Origin of the sequence: Aristaeella lactis (assembly GCF_018118585.1) — a bacterium.
Classification (GTDB): domain Bacteria; phylum Bacillota; class Clostridia; order Christensenellales; family Aristaeellaceae; genus Aristaeella; species Aristaeella lactis.
The window spans coordinates 201,833-220,821 of sequence record NZ_CP069421.1 but is presented as its reverse complement, the minus strand read 5'-3'; the positions used below and the strand labels follow the sequence as shown (position 1 = coordinate 220,821).

Annotated in this window: 23 protein-coding genes and 1 tRNA gene; 20 read left to right on the top strand and 4 right to left on the bottom strand. The window is 45.9% G+C overall.

Annotation, left to right across the window (positions count from 1 at the left end; translation table 11 throughout):
* The 7 genes from JYE50_RS00995 (at position 1) to JYE50_RS00965 (ending at position 4,474) form a co-directional block, all read left to right on the top strand.
* On the top strand, positions 1-600 hold the full coding sequence (locus tag JYE50_RS00995) for a GNAT family N-acetyltransferase (RefSeq protein WP_084096669.1): 600 nt from the start codon (positions 1-3) through the stop codon (positions 598-600).
* A gap of 81 nt (positions 601-681) precedes the next feature.
* A complete protein-coding gene (locus JYE50_RS00990; protein ID WP_084096670.1) occupies positions 682-1,104 on the top strand; it encodes a GNAT family N-acetyltransferase in 423 nt (140 codons plus the stop codon).
* Between the two features lie 167 nt (positions 1,105-1,271).
* A complete protein-coding gene (locus JYE50_RS00985; protein WP_084096671.1) occupies positions 1,272-2,006 on the top strand; it encodes a CPBP family intramembrane glutamic endopeptidase in 735 nt (244 codons plus the stop codon).
* A 78-nt stretch (positions 2,007-2,084) separates the two neighbouring features.
* Positions 2,085-2,531 (top strand): LytTR family DNA-binding domain-containing protein, encoded by a 447-nt coding sequence (locus tag JYE50_RS00980; protein WP_084096672.1) that lies wholly within the window; start codon positions 2,085-2,087, stop codon positions 2,529-2,531.
* Positions 2,531-2,983 (top strand): hypothetical protein, encoded by a 453-nt coding sequence (locus JYE50_RS00975; protein ID WP_084096673.1) that lies wholly within the window; start codon positions 2,531-2,533, stop codon positions 2,981-2,983. The genes JYE50_RS00980 and JYE50_RS00975 overlap by 1 nt, the downstream gene beginning before the upstream one ends.
* An 82-nt stretch (positions 2,984-3,065) precedes the next feature.
* The gene (locus JYE50_RS00970) at positions 3,066-3,836 is read left to right on the top strand and encodes a hypothetical protein (RefSeq protein WP_084096674.1); all 771 of its coding nucleotides are present in this window, start codon (positions 3,066-3,068) and stop codon (positions 3,834-3,836) included.
* A gap of 170 nt (positions 3,837-4,006) precedes the next feature.
* A complete protein-coding gene (locus tag JYE50_RS00965; protein ID WP_084096675.1) occupies positions 4,007-4,474 on the top strand; it encodes a GNAT family N-acetyltransferase in 468 nt (155 codons plus the stop codon).
* Positions 4,475-4,611: 137 nt separating this feature from the next.
* On the opposite strand, the gene JYE50_RS00960 is transcribed toward JYE50_RS00965, so the two are convergent.
* On the bottom strand, positions 4,612-5,745 hold the full coding sequence (locus JYE50_RS00960) for a peptidoglycan-binding domain-containing protein (RefSeq protein ID WP_084096676.1): 1,134 nt from the start codon (positions 5,743-5,745) through the stop codon (positions 4,612-4,614).
* Positions 5,746-6,230: 485 nt separating this feature from the next.
* On the opposite strand from JYE50_RS00960, the gene JYE50_RS00955 reads away from it, so the two are divergent.
* From JYE50_RS00955 to JYE50_RS00915, 9 genes are all read left to right on the top strand, one after another.
* Positions 6,231-6,677: a hypothetical protein gene (locus JYE50_RS00955; protein WP_143763666.1), complete on the top strand. Its 447-nt coding sequence runs from the start codon at positions 6,231-6,233 to the stop codon at positions 6,675-6,677.
* A 25-nt stretch (positions 6,678-6,702) separates the two neighbouring features.
* Positions 6,703-7,047 carry an antibiotic biosynthesis monooxygenase family protein gene (locus tag JYE50_RS00950; RefSeq protein ID WP_084096678.1) on the top strand — a complete coding sequence of 115 codons (345 nt, stop codon included), beginning with the start codon at positions 6,703-6,705 and terminating at the stop codon, positions 7,045-7,047.
* Between the two features lie 46 nt (positions 7,048-7,093).
* The gene (locus tag JYE50_RS00945) at positions 7,094-7,708 is read left to right on the top strand and encodes an HAD family hydrolase (protein WP_084096679.1); all 615 of its coding nucleotides are present in this window, start codon (positions 7,094-7,096) and stop codon (positions 7,706-7,708) included.
* Between the two features lie 61 nt (positions 7,709-7,769).
* On the top strand, positions 7,770-8,480 hold the full coding sequence (locus JYE50_RS00940) for a hypothetical protein (RefSeq protein ID WP_084096680.1): 711 nt from the start codon (positions 7,770-7,772) through the stop codon (positions 8,478-8,480).
* Between the two features lie 163 nt (positions 8,481-8,643).
* Complete coding sequence (locus JYE50_RS00935) at positions 8,644-9,150, top strand: GNAT family N-acetyltransferase (protein WP_084096681.1); 507 nt, start codon at positions 8,644-8,646, stop codon at positions 9,148-9,150.
* Positions 9,137-9,385, top strand: coding sequence for a TIGR04076 family protein (locus JYE50_RS00930; protein ID WP_143763667.1), 249 nt, complete (start codon positions 9,137-9,139; stop codon positions 9,383-9,385). The genes JYE50_RS00935 and JYE50_RS00930 overlap by 14 nt, the downstream gene beginning before the upstream one ends.
* A gap of 67 nt (positions 9,386-9,452) precedes the next feature.
* Positions 9,453-10,106 carry a phage head-tail adapter protein gene (locus JYE50_RS00925; protein ID WP_084096683.1) on the top strand — a complete coding sequence of 218 codons (654 nt, stop codon included), beginning with the start codon at positions 9,453-9,455 and terminating at the stop codon, positions 10,104-10,106.
* 60 nt (positions 10,107-10,166) lie between these two features.
* Positions 10,167-10,514 carry a pyrophosphatase-like OB fold-containing protein gene (locus JYE50_RS00920; RefSeq protein WP_084096684.1) on the top strand — a complete coding sequence of 116 codons (348 nt, stop codon included), beginning with the start codon at positions 10,167-10,169 and terminating at the stop codon, positions 10,512-10,514.
* Positions 10,515-10,668: 154 nt separating this feature from the next.
* Positions 10,669-12,513, top strand: a complete 1,845-nt coding sequence (locus JYE50_RS00915; protein WP_084096685.1) for a DUF6273 domain-containing protein — start codon at positions 10,669-10,671, stop codon at positions 12,511-12,513.
* Between the two features lie 116 nt (positions 12,514-12,629).
* On the opposite strand, the gene JYE50_RS00910 is transcribed toward JYE50_RS00915, so the two are convergent.
* Positions 12,630-13,427, bottom strand: coding sequence for a hypothetical protein (locus tag JYE50_RS00910; protein WP_084096686.1), 798 nt, complete (start codon positions 13,425-13,427; stop codon positions 12,630-12,632).
* 263 nt (positions 13,428-13,690) lie between these two features.
* Here JYE50_RS00910 and JYE50_RS00905 point away from each other — a divergent pair, with 263 nt between their 5' ends.
* The 4 genes from JYE50_RS00905 (at position 13,691) to JYE50_RS00890 (ending at position 16,989) form a co-directional block, all read left to right on the top strand.
* Positions 13,691-14,554 carry a transglutaminase-like domain-containing protein gene (locus tag JYE50_RS00905; RefSeq protein ID WP_084096687.1) on the top strand — a complete coding sequence of 288 codons (864 nt, stop codon included), beginning with the start codon at positions 13,691-13,693 and terminating at the stop codon, positions 14,552-14,554.
* An 18-nt stretch (positions 14,555-14,572) separates the two neighbouring features.
* Positions 14,573-14,965: a cytidine deaminase family protein gene (locus JYE50_RS00900; RefSeq protein WP_084096688.1), complete on the top strand. Its 393-nt coding sequence runs from the start codon at positions 14,573-14,575 to the stop codon at positions 14,963-14,965.
* A gap of 92 nt (positions 14,966-15,057) precedes the next feature.
* Positions 15,058-16,107 (top strand): hypothetical protein, encoded by a 1,050-nt coding sequence (locus tag JYE50_RS00895; protein WP_084096689.1) that lies wholly within the window; start codon positions 15,058-15,060, stop codon positions 16,105-16,107.
* Between the two features lie 534 nt (positions 16,108-16,641).
* Positions 16,642-16,989: a hypothetical protein gene (locus JYE50_RS00890; protein WP_143763668.1), complete on the top strand. Its 348-nt coding sequence runs from the start codon at positions 16,642-16,644 to the stop codon at positions 16,987-16,989.
* Between the two features lie 357 nt (positions 16,990-17,346).
* Here the strand turns inward: JYE50_RS00890 and JYE50_RS00885 are convergent.
* Together JYE50_RS00885 and JYE50_RS00880 are read right to left on the bottom strand one after the other, a co-directional pair.
* Positions 17,347-17,437 (bottom strand) — tRNA-Ser (locus tag JYE50_RS00885).
* A 53-nt stretch (positions 17,438-17,490) separates the two neighbouring features.
* Complete coding sequence (locus JYE50_RS00880) at positions 17,491-18,906, bottom strand: family 43 glycosylhydrolase (RefSeq protein ID WP_084096691.1); 1,416 nt, start codon at positions 18,904-18,906, stop codon at positions 17,491-17,493.
* Between the last annotated feature and the right edge of the window lie 83 nt (positions 18,907-18,989).

The window sequence follows — 18,989 nt, the reverse complement described above, 5'->3', positions numbered from 1 at the left end:
ATGCTGGACAGGACAATTCCTTTCTATAATACGATCCTCAGATGTGATAAGTATACTTTCCAGCCGATCACGCTTCCGGATGCGTACCGGATTATTTCGTATCAGCCCGGATTTGAGCAGGATTGGGCAAGACTGGAGTACTCGGCGGGAGATTTTGGCAGCGAAAAAGAAGCCGTAGAGTATTTTCAGGGCAAATACCTTTCCGGCGATGGCAGCACCGATGACCTGCTTTTCACTTTGGATAACTCCGGAAAGGTCATTGGTTCATGCATTTCCTGGACAGATGACAGAAATGGACATCCCGTCAATTCCCTCCATTGGCTGATCGTCGAAGAATACTGCCAGCGGAAAGGTTTGGGACGGGCGTTATGTATCGCTGCCATGAATCGTTTTTATCAGAAAGGTTGTGAACCAGTCTATATCCACACGCAGCCCTGGAGCTGGAAAGCGATTCTGTTGTACTCCTCTCTTGGCTTTCGAATTCAGAAGACAGATACTTTCAGTGCTTATATAAATCAATACCGTGAAGCGATGGAAACCCTCAAAGGAATATTGCCCGAAGAGCAATACAGTATGCTTGAAAAGGCCGCGGAAGAATAGAAGACATGCCTATAAAATGGGATAATAGACTATATTCACTACTATTTGCGAGAAATCAACACAAGGAGCGAAGCTGTATAAATGACTTTTGTTAACTCCAATGAAATGAAAATAGATCTCCCGCCTGATCAGGCAGAGATGCTGTCAACAAAGGAAAACATAAAGATAATAATCAGGGAAAATCCTGATACCGTAATGGCTTTTGACATCATGGATCATGATGACCTGGTTGGTTTTGCTCTGGTGCATCGTTTTGAAGAACGAAAATACTTTCTCTGGGAATATGCTATAGATATCCGTTTTCAAAACCAGCATAAGGGAACCCGTGCTCTCATTGAATTCATTGATTATCTGAAAACCCGGCACGATGCCAAAGAGATAACCACCACATATATCTACGGCAATGAGCATGCCAAACATGTATATGAAAAAGTAGGGTTTACAGAGACTGACGTGGTGGATGAACCCGATTGTCACGAAGTGAATATGGTATATCACGTATAACAGCATCTGGAAAATACAGTGACAGAAAAGCCGAGCCATAACTGGTTCGGCTTTTCCCGTTCAGAAGCATCTTACCCGCGGAAAATGCATTTCACCTGTCGATTTGTTGTGTTTCCCTTCCTCGCGGTATTATCCTTTGCCTGATCAAACCGACGGGAGGATGTATCATGAAGAAACTGTATGAGAAGAATGAACTGACTTTTGCCCTGGTATGGATCGCTATCTATGTGATCGGCACAAGCCTGGCGGAAGCCCTGAACGAAGCAATCGGAGCGTACAAGCTGGTTTCCGCCGTATTTCATATGGCTATGACAGCCTGCCTGTTCCTGTGGGTAAAGCAGAACGGCCTGACGGAAAAGTACGGCCTGTTCCTGCCGCGTTACCGGATCGCGCATGCCTGGTTTTTCATTCCGCTGATGCTGGTGTGCCTGTACAAACTGGTCTTCAGCCCTGCCCTTCGCTTCTCAGCGACGGAAAGCGTGCTCTTTGTCATCAGCATGCTGTGCGTCGGATTCCTGGAAGAACTCATCTTCCGCGGTTTCCTGTTCAGGGCGATCGAAAAGGAAAACCTGACCCGGGCGATTATCATTTCATCAGTCACCTTTGGCATCGGGCATATTGTGAACCTGCTGAACGGCCAGAATCTCCTGGATACCATTGGCCAGATCATCTTTGCGGTGTTTGTTGGTTTTGCCCTGGTCATCCTTTTCCACAAAGGGAAAAGCCTGATGCCATGCATTGTTTTCCACGGTGTGTTCAACGCTCTTTCCGTCATCGCGAATGATGAAGCACAGTGCAGTGCCCTTGGCGGCCCGGTTTCTGCCGCGGTTATCCTGATTGCGGCCAGCGCGGTCATACTGGGCGGTTATTCCGTCTGGAACTGGAAGCACCTGAAAGGATAAGGCACATTGCGGTTCATTGCCTGCTCTGATATACTGACTGCGTTCAGACAGAAGCATCCGGCATAAAGGAGCAGGCATATGAAACTGGAAACCAGGAAGATTCCGGAAAGTGAACCGGAAATGGTAGAGATCCGTTATCACTGGATCACGGATGAGATACAGGAGATCATATCCTTTGTCAAATCACGTCAGGGGCAGCTCAGTGCTGTCCGGGACGGAAAGCGTTTTGAGATGCCTGTTGTGGATCTGTTCTACGCCGAATCGGTGGATGACCGGCTGTTCCTGTATACCGCATCTGACAGCTATGAGATCCGGATGAAGCTGTACGAGCTGGAAGACCTGCTGAAGAATAAAAGCTTCCTCCGCGTTTCCAAGGGCATGATTGTTAACCTGATGAAGATCACTTCCGTTCGTCCTGCCCTGAACGGCCGGTTCTCAGCCATCCTGAAAAACGGTGAGGAAATCATCATCTCCCGGAAATATGTCCCGTCGCTGAAAAGTGTCCTGAAAGGCGGTGAATCCTGATGACCGGCAAAAAACGGAAAGAACTGCTTATTCATGCCCTTCGCGTGTATACGCTGCTGGTTACCCTGATCACTATCCTGTTAATCATCCTGGGCAAGCTGCTGGACCGGAACCGTGTCTTCAGTTATGAGGCGTTCCTGTCCCCGCTGATCTACGCGCTGATCGGCACTGCAGCAACTGTAATAACCCGGTCAGACAAAGAACTCAGCATCCGGGATCTGATCATCCGGAAAGCCATCAGCCTGCTGCTGATTGAATGTGCAATCATCTTTATCGCCCTGAACGCGGATTCCATTCCCACAGAAAAGAGCTGGGTTATTCCCGGACTCGCGCTGGGAATCTTGGTTGTCTTCGTCCTGGCGCATGTTATTCTGTATTTTGCTGACAGAAAAGAAGCCGAAAAACTCAATTCGGACCTTGTCCGTTATCAGGAAAAACAAATACAAGGTTGACTGTCTGTAATAAAAACGCAACAAATTGGCCCTCCGAATCGTTATATATAATGTAACACTAAAACAAGGAGGTACACCCAACTTGAAGAAACTGACAAAAACGATCGCTTTGATTGCACTCGCTTCCCTGCTGATGCTGATGCTCAGCAGCTGCGGCAGCGCACAGGATACAACCCCAGTGTCCTCTCAGCCTGTGGTGGCTGATGTTTTCTCCGCCCAGTCTGAGCCGGAAGCTCTCCCGACTGTGGAAAGTCACGCTGTCCAGGCCGAGCCGGAAACTATGCCGGTTGCGGACAGCGACTCTTTCCAGGCTGAGCCTGAAGCCATTCCTGCGGCGGAAAGCACTTCCAGCCGTCAGGACGGTGAGCGCTTCCAGGATGTGATCATGTTGGAAGGCATGGAAGAAACCGTTTCCTATGAACACGTCAAAAATGATACCATCGGTATTGAGCTGGACTATGACTATGAAAACTTTGAGCGTCGCAGTGGTTCTGCCAGCGAATGCTTTATCTCCCGTTATGACAACGCCGATGACCCGCAGATCTATCTCGAAATCTTCTACAGTTCAGAAAGCGCTGATTCCGCCGCTTCTTCCATTGCCAACAGTCTTTCAAACGACTACGATGTGATCAAAGAGTCCCGCGCGCTGAAGAACGCAGGTCCCTGCACCTGTCTCGACGCTTCCGCCACCAAAGACGGCCAGACACCCGACAAGCTGCAGACAGTGTATGTGATTCCGCTCAACAACGGATGCGTCGTTGCCACCGCGCATTACACCTTTGAATCCGCTGATGGCTTCGGTCACCGCTTCAATGAGATCATGAATACCCTCACGGTTATGGCCGGCCGGTAATAATCGGAAAACACATACAGGAGGCAGGGAATGATTCCCTGCCTCCTTTTGATTGGATGCCGGATGCTTCTTTGTGTGACAGATCTGCTTTTCCTTTGACGAAAAATGCATATATTTGATATGATTGCCTAAAGCTGACAAGGCAGCCAATCGTTTTTTCGGAGGAGACTATGGAATCAGTAAGGAGTAATCCTTTTATAAGAAAGGCAACCAGTAACGATTTATCCCGTATTGCGGAAATACAGGTCTTTAACTACCGCCTGTATTTTTACCCCATTTTCAAATCGGATGAGTATTACTTTGATGAACTGAGCGTTCCGTCCCTCATGAAGGAGTATGAATCCGGACTGGACAGCCTGTATGTATATGATGACGGAGTCGTCAAAGGCTTTATCAAGGTTGAAGGAACTTACATCGCAAGACTGTTTGTGGAACCTGTTCTTCAGAATGCGTCCATCGGTTCCCGGTTATTGGAATACGCCATACAGGAACACAACGCGGATCATCTCTGGGCACTGGAAAAGAACGAAAAGGCAATACGCTTTTACAAAAGACACGGGTTTATCGCGACCGGAGAGAAAAAGCCGGAAGAAGGAACAGACGAGTATCTTGTGCTGTTAAAAAGGCAGCAGGAATAAACCGCGGGAAAGCAGATGGTTCCGTGTCCCCTTCGAAGCTAAAACCAGATAACAGAAAAAGCCGAACCGTACAGGTTCGGCTTTGATAATATATCGGATCAATTCGAAGCCGGAGCTGAAGGCATTCCGGAATCTGATTAATCTGCAAGGAAGTAATCGACCCGGACGCTTGGAGCAACCCGAAGGCGGATCATAAACGGCCCGCTGAGTGTGTAATAGGTGTCCACATTGTCGTTCGAGACGGAGATCTGGCTTATCTCCAGCTTGCTGACCTTCTTGGCCAGTGATGAATAGCCGTACCGTTTCAGAAAACTCTTGATTTCCTCTTTTGCTCTGTTCATGAGGTCCTTGTCCACATCCTCGGCGGTGGGATCGTCTTCATGTGTCAGCTTCTTTCCGCCGTGATCATCGGCGTACATATGTACAAGCTTTCCCTTTGGATCAAAACCAACTGTGTATGTCGAGTTGAATGTACTTGTCTCTTTAGACTTGTAGAACGTCAGCTGGTAATAGTCGTAACGAAGCGCACTGTTCCCCTTCGGAGCATAGGAATGAGCAATATAGTTCAGTCCGTCAATGCTGTGTCCTTCATTCGTCAGCACCTGTTTTGCTTTATTCTCGAAAGGAGCCCAGTCGATTCCTTCCCTTTCATCGTATACCTGTGCCTCTTCAGCAGTCATTTCCATCGGGGCACTGAGCCTTTTATGCGCTAATTCCAGTACCGAACGGGTTTTCCTTCCGGCCAGGCCGTCAGGATCCAAACCATTCTTTTGTTGGAAGGTTCGTACGGCTTTCTCGGTTTTATTGCCAAATTTACCGTCAGCATTTCCTTCCAGATAACCGAGTGCAATCAGCGCCTCCTGCATTGTTTTGACTTCATCCCCGCTGCATCCGTTGTAAAGGGTTCCCTCGCTGTATACCGGAGATTTGGCCGCCTTTCCTGTTGCCGGGGTACTGTTGCTGCCCTTCTTCGCTGAATCAAGCATCGAACGGGTTTTCTTTCCGGCCAGGCCATCGGGAGTCAGGCCGTTTTTGCGCTGAAACGCCTTAACGGCTTCTTCGGTTTTATCGCCGAATTTGCCGTCTGCTTTTCCTTCCAGAAAACCGAGATTGATCAGCGCCTGCTGCATTGCCTTGACTTCTTCACCGTTGCATCCGTTGTAGAGGGTGCCATCGTCATATGCCAGGGCGGGCGCAATTATGGACACAGACAAGATAAGGATCAAAAGAAAAGCAAGAAGCCTGTTTCTGAACATGAAACTCCTGGTCATACCGTCAACCTCCCGTCAGCAGCTATATTCTTTGTTGGTTTTACTGAATAATATTACAATATTATTACAGTTAGTATATGAAACATGTCCTTTTATACCATCCCTCAATATGTACTCCAGGCAGTCCAATCACTATATATGTTTCATAAAGCATCCTGTCATTTGCCGAGTCGATTATAGCATTTTGTTGCAAAATTGTAAACTAATTAATACAAATTTTAATATTTGTGTTTTGTCCGGCTGTTCAGCCGAACCGTTGCAGACTCGGCTTCAAAAAGGTTCTTCCCTCTTAGTTTTCTTTGACGAAGCATTCTGATATTTGTTATTATTATCAGGATTTCATAAAGTACTGTTGAATTGCCAGTTTCTCTATATCTTGCATAGACTCAGAGCAAATGTCCTGTGTATTCATTTGTCAGCAATCTTCTTATCTGGCTTATATGCTCCGATCAGGAAACAGAAATATGACTGGAAAGGAAATAAACATGGACAACGAAATTCTGGAAACCATAGAGGAAAAAGTACAGGAAGCCATCGGATCCGCGCTGGAAGATAAAATGGATGATCTTATAGACGAAATTGCGGACGAAATGGAAGGAAGGTTTGAGGGCATCATCGATGACGCTGTCAGCGACTCGATCATCGAGTATTTTTCTGAAGGAATTGAAGAGTTCCTGTCCAGTCATCAGCTGGCGCTGAAGGATGGAACCACTTTGCAGATGCGGCAAAAAACCAGGGTCATGAGCCCGGATAAAAAGAAGGTCCTTATCTGCTATGGCGGTATGAAGGTCAATGGAACATCATTACTGATCCAGACCCGCATATCCTGCTGGCAGGACATCTGGACCTATGAAACCGAAGAAGAAGCCATTGAAGCGCTTCAAAAAGTGAACGCTGCAATTGAACAGGGATTGTCTTTGATTGAGCTGTAAAATCTCGTGAATGGAGAATAGCATAATGACAAATAGTTTTACTGAGATAAAGCTGTTTCAGGTAAAGCCTGACAAAACAGAACAATTTGAAGCGATGGCTGAAAGAATGTCAGCAGATCAGGCTAAATGGGATGGTTGTATTTCCATAAAATATCTTAAAAGATTCTATACAATAGATGGAATTGAACTGGGCACTCCTCCAAGAGAATTAACCAAAGTGGTCAAGTGCGTAAAGTATTATTCCTGGTGGGAATTTGACACAAAAGAAAACTACGGCAAGGCCATAAAGCAGTTCTTCGATTGCTATATGAAAGACCTGCAAAAGCTGTTGATTTCACCGTTTGATATAAATATTGGATACTCGTTATAAGAAATACATAAGATGGAACGGTAATATGAATCCAGGGGAGAGCTTTATGGAAGGCGTCAAATGGCTATTCTTTGATATCGGATCAACTTTGGTGAATGAAACCAAAGTGTATGATGATATTTTCCATAAGATCGCCATCGCCGCCAATGTGTCTGATGAATATGTCAAAACCCAGGCGATAGGGTTCTATAAGCAAAACAAAAGAGGCCATAAGGAGGTCATGCGCCTTTTAGGTGTGGACTATCCCGAATGGACTCCCGAATATGAGGAATTGTATCCTGATACCATAAAATGCCTTCAGGTCCTGGAGAAAAAGTATAAACTGGGAATCATTGCGAATCAGATTCCCGGAGCGGAAAAAAGGCTGGAGAGCAAGGGAATTCGCCAGTATTTCGATCTGATCATCTCATCGGCCGAGGAAGGCGTCGCGAAACCGGATCTCCAAATATTCAGGCTCGCCCTGACCAGAGCCGGCTGTGCTCCGGATCAGGCTGTCATGATCGGAGACCGTATTGACAATGATATTGTTCCCGCAAAACAGATGGGAATGAAAACAATCCGGATTAAACAAGGAGTCGGAAAGTATTGGAATATTCAGGGGGACTGTGAAACTCCCGATTTTGAAGCGAACAGCCTGTCAGAGCTGTTGAACATATTCTGAAGTACTTTCGGAAATATCAGTCAATGAAATCGATAAATCGGAATTGTGTGAGGTTAACATTATGAAAATAGAGTGCGTATGGGAACATAATGGCAATGATAGTATTCTTTATGCCACCAATTTTATCGGTGCCTTTACGAGAGGGGCAACGAAAGAAGAAGCCATCGGTAAAATGCCTCTTGAAATAGCTTCTTACACGAAATGGATGGATGGTTCCATCCTCTTGCCATTGCTTTCAGACATTGAGATCATTCAGGAAAAAGCATCCAGTCTGAATATCCGTGATGCAGATAGTGATGTACTCTTTGATACGGAAAAGACTGCTTTGTCAGCAAACGAATACATGAACCTTAAAGCACTCGCCCTTAAATCTGCAAGGGATTTCCTGGCGCTTTATGAGGCTTTCCCCGACAAAAATCAGTCTGTTCTTACGCCGAGAAAAACATTTTATGGTGATGTCCCCCGCACCGCTGAGGAGATGTATCAGCACACGAAAAACGTCAATGCCTATTACTTTGGAGAAATTGGCACAGACGCAGACAACAGCGGAAGCATTTTAGGTTGTCGGCAAAGAGGTTTTGAGGCGCTTGAAAAACAGCCAGATTTCCTTAATCCTGGCGTGTTTGACGGCAGCTACGGAGAACTTTGGTCCCTGAAGAAGCTTCTGCGCAGATTTATCTGGCACGACAGAATACATGCAAAAGCAATGTATCGAATGGGAATCAGGACATTCGGCAAGTCAATAATCCCTGATATTTTCTGCTTTGACTGACAGATTCCAGTTTATGCCAAACATAAGGGGTAGTGAAAAACAATCCTGCAGGCAAAACGTCAGGTATTCGTGCCGGCCCAATGTGCCGGTTAACTGTGGGCATAGCGACAGTTCATGTTTCGAAAAGCGATAAGATGGGTGTCAATGAAAAGGAGATTATAAGATGGACATAGTCTTTGTCCCCGCAAAAGCGAATGATGCGGCTGCCATCAGTACGCTCCGGCAAAGAATCTGGGATACGACGTACCGGGGTATTTATCCGGATGAGCTTATTGATCATTTCGATCATGACTGGCATCAGCAGCGCGATCTGAAGAAAATCTCAGAACCTTCCTTCACGGTATATCTGATCAGAGACGGTGACGAGGATATTGGATATTTCATGTTTCAGGATACCGGCGCCGGCGTACGGCTGTGTTCCCTGTATGTGCTTCAGGAATATCAGCACCGGGGAATTGGGAAACTGGCCTTCTCCATCATAACGGACTACTGCAGGAAAAAGGGGATCAGCCGTTTTACCTGCGATTGCAATCCTCACAATGAAAATGCCATGCGCTTCTATCAGCGCATGGGAGGTGTGGTGATCAAAACCGACACGGGTCACGAAAACCAACAGGAAGACGGCGTCACATTTGAATTCGATGGAGGGATTATCAGTGGCGAAAGTTAAGCTTACAATTACAGAGAGTAAATGCAGATGTGGGTATTTCAAAAAAGGGCAGGAATTTATAGTTGAAGATTTATGCCCGCCTTTATGCCATGAACTCTGGAATAACATATATCCTTCGGTATATGCTTTGCAGAATGGAGCTTCTCTTGATTATGGAGAAGGTCGTGCAAAAGTATTTGATGCCAGATGTCCGGATGAGGGCAGAGTCTGCATTCATGGAGAGGTTATAGATTAACAAATTCCTGTTTGTCGGGATGATTGGGAAGACACGGTATTGCACATCAGACAGGAGATGCTGCGATATGAATAAAGAATGGTCTGAACAGAATAAAAAGATGCAGTCACTGATCAGAAAGGCTGATACCTTTGAGCAGGGTAAGGATGTTCTTTTTGAATTGCGGAACAATCTTATGAATACGTTGCTGGCATTTAGGAAGGAACTGAACAGAGAAGATTTTGATTCTATGCCTTTTATAAATGCTGACGGTTATCACAGCAAGAACATTGCTTATTCAATATGGCACATCTTCAGGATAGAAGACATCGTTGCGCACACTCTTATTTGCGGAGATACAGAGATACTGTTTTCAGGAGATTATCAGCGCCGTTTCAATTCATCGATCATAACAACCGGAAATGAACTTGTTACGGAACAGATTTCCGATTTCACAAAACAACTGGATATAAGTGAATTATATTCGTATATAGCCGAAGTAAAGAAAAGCACGGAAGAAATCATACGCAGCCTGACATTTAGCGATCTTAAAAGACCGGTTTCGAGTGAACGAAAGGAAAACCTGAAAGCATTGAATGTAGTCAGTACAGACGAGAGAGCTGTTTGGCTGATTGATTATTGGTGCAATAAAGATTTACGCGGGCTCATACAAATGCCATTCTCGAGGCACTGGATTATGCACGTTGAAGCCTGTCAGAGAATAAAGAACAAATTGAAATAACATCACTCCCCACTATATGTTTTATTAGCTGCAACAATCGGGATTTGCGGAGGAAATAAAGTGAATTATTACGATGAAAATTTCTGGAATGCGTTGGATGAATTGGTGAACACTTCCGAAATCGTGATCGACAGACCGAAAGGATCTGCCCATCCCAGATTTCCGGATTTCATATATAAGGTTGACTATGGATACCTGAAAAACACCTCCTCTATGGATGGTGCGGGAATTGATGTATGGGTCGGAAGCGGCGATAAAAAGATTGACGCCATCATGTGTATTGTTGATTTGATGAAGAGAGACTCAGAGATCAAAATACTGATCGGATGCACAGAAGAAGAAAAACTGGAAGTATATAAAACGCATAATGAAACGCAGTTTATGAAAGGCATTCTGATACGTCGGTAACTTCCGGTTCATGATTTCATCTCTCAACAGAATAAGTTATAGAATCGGGGAATGCTTCAGCCCCTGTCGAACGTTACATAATCAGAAGATGCCATCCCAAATCCCCATTTTGTTTGATTTCAGAAGAAGATAACAGATGTAAGGAGAAAGAGAAATGAAGCGCATGATGCTGATCTGTCTGCTGGTCCTGTGCCTGCTGCCGCTTGGCGGATGGGCTGAAAGCTCTGACGAAAAATGGTTCACCTTTTCCGGTGATGTTTATAACGAATCAGGTGAGCATTTCTTCTATACAATAGAGGGTAATCATGCGGTATTAGCACACTACAGTGTTGATTCCGATAAACCCCAGCCTGCCCGGGTGGTGGTTCCTGACACCTTTGAAGGAAAGCCCTTAACCGTAATCAACGGTGGTGCTTTTAACAACTGGGATAATTCCTATGACGGCGACAAGGTTGAATGTCTTGTTCTCCCGGAATGTGTTACCGAATTAAAAGCCTATGCTTTTGAATGTGCCCACGGTGTACAAAGAATTGAACTGCCGTCCACACTGGATAAGATCGCACTCGATGATCCGTTCCATCATGTATATGCGGAAATCTCTTTTCCCAACGGTAATCCTTTCTACATTGTGGAAAACGGTTTTCTCATTGACACCAGGACAGAATCCCTGATTTATTGCAATCCGTCTGCGCACACACTGCCTCTCCCTCGGGTCAGGCGGATTGAACATTCGGCCTTGTCCAATTACAGCTATTATCAGAAGACACTCGAGTTTCCGGACAGTGTGGAATATATCGGACCATATAACGCCTATGACTGTACGAACCTCGAAAAGATCATTGTTCCCGGCAGTGTGATTGAACTGGCAGACCATGCGTTATGCATTAATTTAGCTAAAGAAATCATCCTGAATGAAGGGTTGCAGAAGATCGGATCCGAAGCCTTGTTCGATACTTCCGACTTCACCATTACCATCCCTTCCACCGTTACCTGGATCGGTTACTCGCCTGAATGGCTGGATCCGGAAGGATGGTTAAACTCTGCAAACTACGATGATTCAGAAAATGATGAGGAAGACGAAGAAGACGAATATCCCGAAGAAGATGATGACTCTGAAGACGCTGATGATTCCGAAGACGATCTGGATGATGATGAAGAATATGAAGAAGACGAGGATTATGAAGACTACGATGATTCAGAAGAAGATGACGATTGGGAAGAGGATGAAGATTATAATGATTCGGAAGAGCGCAGCCTGATTGTTCTGAATCCTGATGTGCACTGGGAAACCGAAGAAGAATATAATGCACGTTTTGCTGATAATTCGATTGATCAGAAAACAATATCTGTTGGAGATACAGTCACCTTTGGCAATTATGCGCAGGATAATGATCAAAGCAACGGAAAAGAACCCATTGAGTGGATTGTCCTGGACGTACAGGACGGGAAAGCATTGCTTCTGAGCAAATATGGTCTTTCCGCGGCAGGATATCATAATACCTGGGATGATTGCACCTGGGAAACCTGCTCCATGCGAACCTGGCTCAATGACAGGTTCCTGAACTGGGCATTCAGTCTGGAGGAACAAGCAGCTATTCTGACTACAACGGTCGACAACAGTGATCCCCAGGGCTATGATTGGACATTGATTGGAGGAGAAAAAATGCCCGGCGGAAACAACACACAGGACAGAATTTTCCTGCTGAGTTGTGCCGAGGCAAACCGGTATCTGAATGTTACAATCGAAGATGCGAATAACGTCAATGCCCGCGTCGCTCCGACAGCTTATGCCATCACATTGGGAGTAAACACAAGTGATGAATACCGTACCGCAGAAGGAGACGTTACAGGATGGTGGTGGCTTCGATCTCCCGGCAGCTGTCCGAACAGCGCGGCAGGCGTGAATCATGATGGTTCACTTAGTTACTCTCGTGCCTATCATAGAAACTTTATTGTCCGCCCGGCTCTCTGGATCGATTTGAATTATGTTGATTTCTGATGTGGGAGGCCGGGAGCAGTTCTGTGTCTCTGTAGGGTAAAACTCAGATAACAGAAAAAGTCGAACCTCACAGGTTCGGCTTTTATTTTTGGCGGAGCGGGAAATATACGTTACTCTTAGGGCCATTTCAGATTCAGAGCCTTGTAACCCAGGAAGAATCCCCCAATGTCATACCAGACATTATAAACATAGTTGCCACTTTTGAGGATTTCCTGCTCAATGATATTGCCTTCGGCATCGAAACTCACAACCTTAACATTGTCCGTTCCATCTGGAACCTGATAGGTCATGTTAACATCCATCTCTGCCGCTTGCAAAGTTTGGGTTGATAATTCCTTTTCTCCATCCCGGCAGGTTACTGTAAGGGATACCATGGGCACTGCACCGGCAAATGATATTTCGCTTACCCAATTTGTTCCGGGTTTCGCAACGGATATTAAACCGTTTCCCGAGCATGTGTAAACCACTAGTGGGTCAGATGGATCAAACCATGCACGAGCTCCGTCATACTGGACATCATAAGCATAAAGTGTGAAGTCTCCCTGTACCGCAGAATTATATCTGGCTTCAGCAGTGTTTTTTCTTTCATCAGTATCTATTATATGGTGATGTGAAGAAGCAATATTTTGAGCTCCCACGAAAGCCGTAGAATTGTCGGTAATATAGTCCAGCATTACAGCAGCATCCAGAGGGAATTTACGATAACTTTCTGAATAGATTTTTTCACCCGTCTTTGCTTCCGGCTTGCCGTAAACAAGAGCCAAACCAAAGGACTGCGGCGCAGTTGTTGCTTCAGGAATCTGATCAGAGGGCTTTGGCTCATCAACGGTATCAGATGCGTGCTGTACACTGGCGCAGCCGGAAATAAGGAAAACGCAGAGAATGGCGACAATGAGGAAATGGAGCTTTTTCATAGTAGTCCTCCTGCAATATAAAAAAAGTACTGTCATTTATTGCATAATTGCGGTTCGTTGGAAGAATTATAACAGATACAAAATCCATATACAATTAAAAGATAAATCCTGTATTGTTCGCAAGCAGAGCGAATAAACACGCGCACTATGGTACATCTTTATCCAGCTTTCCCTTTGACGAAATAAATGGTCTTCTGATAGAATCTCTACAGTTTCTGTCTACTGGCAGTAAAGTCTATTTATTTCTCTGATGAGGCATTTTAATGGAAACATATATTCATCCTTCTTCACCTGAAATCAAAGCGTTTATTGAACAGATAAGGGGCGCCTCCCGTACCGCAGAGGAGTTCATTAACAACCTTTTCCGCTGGTTTGACAAAGAGATCAGTTACAGCAGAATAAACATGCCTTTCTTCCCTTTACAGCGAAGCGATCTGGATTTATTGAATATGAAATGCGGAACATGCGGGGATTATTCCAATTTGGTTGTCTCTTCGCTGATAACGATGGGAATCCCGGCCCGTTATGCCTATATTTCAAAAGATTGCTATGGTGATGAGCAGGACCATATATGTGCTGCCGCTCTGATAGACGGCAAGTGGATCCTGATCGATCCAACTCTCCCCTATCGGAAATGGCATGGTTATAATTGTCCTCACCAGGAATATGAACTGCTGGAACCGGAAGCATTTGAAAAACGCCTGAAAGCCATCGAGGACGAATGTATAGCGAAAGCGAACCGCTGGGGTATTCCTGATTATGCCGGATTGTTATATGCCCCGTGGATTCATGATGATATCGTATTATCTGCAGATGACAGGCATGACTCCGTCTTTTATCTTTTAATCCTGAATGAACCTGATGACTGGTCCCTGTATGTTACCTATATGTCTTATACCAAAGATAAGGGGCATACACCGATAATGGCCACGATAACAAGCACTGAAGAATACTATCAGTTTTCAGTAAAAGAGCCTTCTTCCATCTGGGATAACGATCAGTGGAGCAATGCATTCTTCCTGAAAGATATCCCTGTTCAGTTTCAAGCGCCCGAACTGCAGCAAATGAGAGACAACATGGATAAAAATGTTTCCCGCATTTTATCTGCCGCAAAGCTCAAAGTATAATAACAGGAGGAGAAAACAATGGACAAAGAATGGAAAAGATTATATGAGGAAGCTATGAGCGTTTTGAATCCTCATGATGTTTCAAATAAAATGTGGGTAGGAAGCGTGGCATCCGCCGTGCTCACAAAAAAGGGAAATATATACAAAGGCATATGTATAGACACTGACGGCTCTATTGGAATGTGTGCTGAAAGAAATGCTTTATCAACAATGCTTACATACGGAGAAAGTGAGATTACAAAAGTGGTTTCAGTATATAAAGATGGCAACATCATTCCGTCTTGTGGCATTTGCAGAGAATTTATGATGCATTTAGGCGGAGACGTGGAAAATATTGAAATCCTGTTGGATAAAGAAGGACGGACAGCAAGGCTGATAGACCTCATGCCCGAATATCCGCGGCATAAATAAATGCAGGTTTGTCGAAGTGGGACACAGCCGATCACAGGACAGAAGATGAAATAGTTTTAAAGAACAATCTGTAGAATGACGGGTAAAAGCAGATGGATGTAAATGATGTGGTGGGGCTTTTTACTAAAAGCATCCCTCAAAATATAGAGACTAAAAACACCAGCCACGGAGACGATGATTTCAGAGAAGCTTTGCTCGTGGATCTTGGAAATGAAAAGATTGTGGTCAAGCTTTCCTCAAATGGTTTTACTGACGAAAAACATCTTGTCCTATGGGAAAGGATTGCTAAAGAATACCGTGACCTCGGTTATTACTGCCCGCAGTATATTCGCGCTTTGGACGGAACTTTTCCGACCATTATGTATAAAGGCAGAACCTGTATAGCATGGGGTGAGGAGTTTTCAAAATACAGATCTGCAGAAGAATTGATAAGCGACAAGTTTCCAGATACTGAGCTTGTTAAGGACGGATGGTATACATTTTTGGAGGACGCCATGATCATGGATGCTAAAGTAGCGTCTTGCCATTTTGATTATACGGATCTTCCATCGGCTTATTGTATGTTCGAAGTGTTTGATCCTGCTGATGAATGTGACGAAACGACGGCAGATGCTAAAAAGTGGCTGGCAATAGCGAAGACTCTGCCGGAGAAGTACTCGGACAGGGTTAAACGAATATGGAATAACTGGCTTAAAGCAAGACGGGAACTCGAAAAAATCTATCACAAATTGCCGACATCAGTGTTTCAGGCTGATATAAACTATACCAATGTTTTATTGGATGAAGACGGTATATTCAAGGGAGTTTATGATTTTAATATAGGCGGAAGAGAAGTTTACATAAACTATATAGTCCGCCAGGCTCCTTATGTTTCCACTTCCGAAACCTACGAAAAATTGGAGGAAGAAGAAACTTTTCTTAAGCGTGTGCTTCATGCTTTGGATATCGCAAAGAAGGTATATTCGTTTTCTGATTTGGAAAAGGAAGCAGCTCCTCTGCTTTATAAATGTATACGGCCTTTGTGGTGGAACGCCTCGGTCGAATTAAAAGAGGCCGGCACTGATGATACTAAGATTCAAAAACACCTGGATGCTATAGAGTACGAGCAGACAAGAGACATTGATTTTTTTAGGCACATGTAGCACTCCGTCTCAGAAGATAATAAAACACATTCCAGTTTTTATGTCCCTGCAGCTTCATCCGTGATGTATTTTTGACGTGATGAGTATTCATCTGATAGAATTTTCCTGTTTCGATATTCTGGCAGCAAATCAGTTTTCCGGAATCCAAAGGAGTACGCCAATGCTGTATCCAGTCATTTTTATCATAGGTTTTTTACTTAGCGGAATATGGTTTGCCATTAACATGTTCCTGTCTGTGAAACTAAGAAACAAAAAGAACCTGCTGATGTTCTCCCCCATGTTTTCAGCAATCATACCCGCAATCATTATCTGGCTGCTTATGGGAGATCATCCGTTTCATTTTGAGAAACTGTTTAACGATACAATCTGGATCATTGCAGTCTCAACATTGTTGGCAACATGTGCCCTCGTGTTCTGTAAATCACAGTCAAAAGGTACTGAAAGCCGCTCCAGGCTGACAGAAATGTGTGTGGAAGCCGCCTGTATGGAAATACCGCAAAGGCATTTGATGAACTTCGTGAGCAGTCTTCCGGTATGGAGGAAACCTGGGACAACTTCAAGAAACTCTTTCCAGACCGCAAGGACCGCATGAAAGATTTTTACGTTGTTGAAAGAGAATACCTGGATGAGCATCCAGACTCCGGTTATTTCACTGAAATCCGGGATTTAAAAACCTTTCCGGACTATATTGATTATCTTCCAAAAGGCGCTATCCCTGCCAAAATCAGGATGATGTATTACATGCCAACATTGGAAGAAGGGAAATACCCCTTTGTTGGTTTCTCAAGAGAAGAATGTGCTTCATTCCTTGATCGTTCTGTTGAACTGGCGGTTCGCGCGATTGAGGAGGTACGTTCCTTACTGGATACAAGATTCAATTGACGGAAAATGTACCTTGCAGGAATAGAGATGTTGACTGATCAGAGTAATGATATGGTTTCACGAAATAAATGAAATACGTTGACTGTAATATATGATAAACCGAACCCTTTGAGGTTCGGCCTTTAAATAACAAAGCGGAGCGGGTGGGATTCGATACCGTTCGCTCAATGGTCGCCTGAAACCCTTGGAGCGGGCCTCATTCTCCCTTTCGCGCTAACAAACTCGCCTCATTTCCGGCTTCACCGGACAGCACACTGTGCTGACATTCGGCTCGTTTGCCACGTGGGCACGTGGGTCCGAATCCCACCCGCTCATTTCGCCAAAAACGAAAACACCCCGCTAGGGGTGTTTCATTTTTGGCGGAGCGGGTGGGATTCGAACCCACGTGCCGGTAAACCGACAAACTGATTTCGAGTCAGCCCCGTTATGACCACTTCGATACCGCTCCACGGCAACGGGCGAATTATAGCATACCGCCCGTTTTTTGACAAGCCGGGAAGGTCAGTCATCAAAGGTGAAGCGGTCCATTTCCGCTTTTCCTCCCACGATTTCAAAAACGAAATACACAGCGTGTTTGCCGGTCACGCCGCCCAGCAGCGGAACGGTCACTTCCCCGTCCTGCGCCTCCAGCAGGGCGATTTCCTGTCCGCCGGGTGTATCCAGCCGGACATGGACCTTCCCTGCCCCTTCCGTCTTCATCACCACAGTAATCGTCCTTGGGGTGTTCAGTCCGAACTGCAGATAGCGGAAGCCCACTGTCAGGCCGTCTGTAATGTCCATCACCCTGGCGGATACATCTTCCCGCTGCTCATACACCGGCTCTATCCAGGCCGTTTCCTTGCCGCCGTACAGGTGGCAGGCATATCCTGCGGAGATCCATTTCCGGGCATCAATACCGTTCAGATGCGGTCCCTGGGACGTCATCTCCACCGGCCTGGAAGCAACCGGTTCCCCGTCCAGGAAGTCCACCTTACCAATCCAGACCTTGCCGTCTTTTCCCTGCACCACATCCACGGGTTCCAGCATTGCCTGGCGTGAGAACTCATCCTGCCCGGACTGGCGGTGATAGAACACATACCACTGACCGTTCACTTCCATGACGGAGCCATGGTTGTTGCCCCAGCGAAAAGTCATGGTGCCCTTGCCCTCCGCGTCCTTCAGGATCTCACCGCCGTTAAAGCTGATATCCCCGCCCCACTGCCAGCCGCCCAGGGGCCAGTCACTCCACATGTAGGACAGGAAGCCGTTGCAGTCTTCATAGATACCCAGTTCCGGCACGGGTTCATTCACCCGGCGGGAGTAGATATAGATATACTTGCCGCAGATCTTCCGGGGACTGGATGCCTCAAAGAAATATTCCCTTCCGAAACCGTCATCGTCCGGCGCCCAGGGTGCCCTGCAGTGCGGGATCGGATTCTCCCGCAGGGTTCCGGGTTTGATGGTCGCCATATCCTCATTCAGCTGCGCGCAGTAGGACTTACAGAAGCCCCAGTAGGCATAGACCTGGCCGTCATCATCCACGAGGATGCCCGGATCAAAGCCCAGCTCTGTCAGCACCGGATCCGTGAAGGGACCCCAGGGTTTATCAGATTTGGCCACAACGATGCGGGAGCCCTTCTGCTCCGCCGCGTACATATAGTAGGTATTTTCCTTCTGCACCACGTCCGGCGCATAGAGAATGCTGTTATCTTCCGCCCGGTAGCAGACGCCGTGGCATTTCCAATCTGTCAGGTCCGTAACCGGCGCCGACCAGACCACATAATCCGTGCCGCAGTACTGCGTCCGTTCCGTGTCATGCGATCCGTATACATAAACCCGGGTTTCCCCGTTATGGGTAAACACCCGCGGCTCTCCGTCCGGTACATGCTCCCACAGGGGCATATAGGGATTGGCTCCCCTGACAAAGGCTTTCTTCATCTGACGTCTTCTCCTTTGGCTTTTTTATGCTTTCTGTTCAAGAATAGGGTATCCCCCGGCGGATGTCAATACACCCTTCCCCT